The following is a 3,465-nucleotide window of genomic DNA, read 5'->3' as shown; positions in this document are numbered from 1 at the left end:
GCAGCGCCGGGCCGACGCTGACGATGCTGGCGCGGTCTTCCTGCACCAGGTTGCGGCCCGCCACCACGTCCAGCAGGCCGGGGCCCGCCACCTTGACGTCGGCATACCAGATGTCGCGGCCCGCATGCAGCAGCGAGACATCCGACGGGCCGTTGTGCAGGAACACGCCGCCCAGGCCGGCGATGTCGCGCCCCGCCAGCGCCTGGACCGGCGCCGCCGCGCGCAGCCAGTTGAGAATGCTGCGGTTGGTCTGCGGCAGATACTGCACGGACATGCCCGAGCTCAGGCCAACCAGGTCGCCCTGCACCGCATAGAAGCGGATCGGCTCAGCCCCTTCAGCGCGCAAGGATCGGGCGCCCGGCGTGTCCGGCCCGAAAACGAACAGCGGATGCGCGTCTTTGGTCGGCGCGACGGGTCCGTCCTCGCGCGGTACCGGCGCACCGTCGATGCTGTTATTGTGCGAGCCGCGCTGCAGGCCGCCGGCCAGGTCATACCCGGCATAGGCCGGCATGAACGGCGTGGGCAGCGGCGTGTCCGAACCGGACATGCTGACCGGCGTGCCGCCGCCATAGATGGACTGCTGCGCCAGGAAGCTCAGCTCGCCGCTGGCCGAGGGCGCCAGCAGCAGGCCGCCGGCCGGCGTGCTGCCGGGCGAGCCGCTCTTGGCGGAACGGCCGTAGTAGATATTGCCGGAAGCCGCCGTCACGCGCAGGATCGACGGATACACGGTCACGTCGTCCCCCCGGATCACGGAAGCCGAGCCGGCGGCCTCATGGCTCAGCGAGGTGTCCGGCGTGACGTTGCCGCCGGCGCTCAGCAGGTTGATGGCAGTGGCCGGCGTCCACAGCGAGAACCAGCTCTGGCCGCCGCCGACCGACAGGCCATTGCCCGGCGTCTGGATGGAGGTATTGAGGACGCGCACGCGGCCGGCATCGGACACGCCGGACAGCACCAGGTCGCCCATGGTCTCCAGATAGACGGCGGAGTCGCCCGGCACCAGCGTGATGCCGCCGCTGGCGCTCGACAGCGTCGGCACGAAGGGGTTGATCGGCCTCGGATCCATGGCGTCGCCCGTCAGGCCGGGCTGCGCGACGGCGTCCTGGCGGAACAGCTGGCGCGAGCCGCCGATGGCGCGGGCCTCGATCTGGATGGCGCCGCGCAGGTTGGTCACCATGCCGTCCAGGTCGGGCTTCTGGCGATTGGTCCGGTACTGCGTGGCGTACTGCGAGGCGTCCAGATCCGGGTTCAGGGCGCCGCCCAGCCGCAGCTTCAGGTCGCCGCCGCCGGTCAGCACCAGGCTGCCGTCGGGCGCGACTCGGCCTGTGCCGCCCACGGCCGCGACCAGGGCGCGGCTGCGCGGTTCCGGTGCGCCATAGTCGCCCAGACCGCGCGCCGCCACGATGCCGGCGTCGCCACCCGCGGCGATGCTGAGGTTGCCGCCGCCCAGCGTGCCAAAGCCGGTGAAGCCGACGATGTACGGATGGCTGCTGGCCCACATATTGGTGGCCATGGGCACGGCATAGGCGCCGAAGTTGATCCACCACGAGGCCGGCAAGGCATCGGACCCCTGGCGCCACAGCCAGTTGCCGACGCTGGCGCTGGGCGTCTGCGGCCGGTTGGGCGGCGCGAATTCCGTCCAGGCGTCGCCGGACACGGAGCCGCCCACGACGATGTCCACGTTGCCGCCGCGCTCGGGATACCAGGCCCGGTACGCGCCGTTGGCCGCGCTGTAGTCGTCCTGCTGCGGACCCAACAGCAAGGCCTGCTCGGGGCCTCCGGACGGATCGAAGATGTGTTTGCCGCGCGGCTGCGCATACGGATCGCTGCCGTCGGCGCGGCGCAACGCCGCCGATGGCGTGCCCGCCGTATAGAAGCCATAGGGCGTGTCCATGCGCAGATCGCCGGCCGCCGCCGCGCCCAGGTCGCCGGCACCGGTGCGCACCACGCTGAACATGGGCGCCAGCAGCTCGGCCGACGCGATGTCGCGGACCGGCTGGATCTCGACGTTGCAGACGCCCGGGATCATGTCGCAGAAGACAACCAGTTCTTCCTGCACCGGCGTGCCTACTTCCGTGCCGAACATGTCGGAGCCGTCTTGCGTCCAGGTGCGCTTGATGCGCTTGGGATCGGTCACGCAAAGCCCGGGGAAGAGGTCGCAATCGCTGACCCAGTCCGGATCCACCGGCTCGCCCACGGGGTAACCGAGATCGTTGGGCGCGTACACCATTCCAACGCCGCCCGGCACGATCTTCATGCGAGTGGAGGCGTGAGAGTCGGCCAGCACCAGCGAACCGCGCGAAGCCGGATCGACGGCGCGCGGATCGGCCGAACCCAGGTCCGCGCCGGCCGTCAGCTGCAGGCTCCAGCTGGTGGCGCCCTGCGGCAGCATCGGCGCCAGCGCCCAGTTGGCGCCCTGGAACTCGCCCGTCTTCGGCCGCAGGTTGACCGGCTTGTCATCGGGCAGCTCGATCTTGGTCATGGCCGGAATCAAGGCGCCGCGCGCCAGCGCCAGCACGCCGCTGGCCGTCATCGGCGCGGGCAAGGCCACGCCCTTGGGCCAGGTCAGCGCCGCCGCCAGCGTCTCGGCACGCAGCACCGTGCCGGCGCCCAGCTTCATGCCCGGCGCGAGCGTCACGTCGGCCGTCGGCACCGTGCCGGCGCGCCAGGCCACCGAGCCATCGCCGTGGTACACGTCCGCGCCCAGCACCACCCCCGCCGGCAGCACGTAGTTGCCGGCCAGTTCCACCGCCACCGGCAAGGCGATGCCCTTGGGCAAGGTAACGCCCTCGGCCGGCAGGTCGTAGTTCAGCACGGCGCCCTTGGGGAACACGGTGCCCTTGTCCAGCGACACGCCGTCGATGGGAATCACGATATCGCCGCCGAACGGCGTGTTGCCGCTGTTCTGCGCATTGCGCCACTCGAACAGGTACCAGCCTTGATCGTCGGGCGTGGACGGCGGCGGGGCGAAGCCGTCGTTGATGCTGCCGTGGATGGTCAGATCGCCGGCCGCGCGGATGTTCAGCACGCCCGGCTCGCCGAAGCCGCGCCGCGCGGGATCGTTGCGGTCCGAACCCGGGCCATAGCGGAAGCCCGACAGGTCCAGGTCGCCCACCACCGTCAGGTTGCCGGCGGGATTGATCAGCGGATCGCTGACGATGTCCACGCCCGGACGCAGGCGGTAGCCGTCCAGCCCCGCGAGCCGCGCGCGCAGCGCGCCGTTGCCCAGCGCCGCGTTGATGAAATCCTGGCTGTCCCGGTCGATGCGGACCAGCATGTCCTGCGTGATCAGCTGGGGCTTGCTGCCCGACACGTCCGGCGCGCTCGCCAGCTCGGCGTCCGCATACTCGCGGAACGCATTCACGGCGACGAGGGACGCGCCCTGTACCTGCGGCCGGCCCTGTACCTGGATCGCCACATCATCGGCGCCCGCGCCGTCGCCGCGCGTGCCTGCGCCGCCCACGCGGC

General features: G+C 71.3%; 1 pseudogene. It reads right to left on the bottom strand.

Features of this window, described 5'->3' with window-relative positions:
* A pseudogene (locus KDH83_RS30020) lies at nt 1-3,465 on the bottom strand (hypothetical protein); the annotation flags it as partial.

The organism is Achromobacter sp. Marseille-Q0513 (assembly GCF_018195695.1).
Classification (GTDB): domain Bacteria; phylum Pseudomonadota; class Gammaproteobacteria; order Burkholderiales; family Burkholderiaceae_B; genus Achromobacter.
The sequence above is the reverse complement of the archived record's forward strand: the minus strand, read 5'-3'. Positions and strand labels throughout refer to the sequence as shown.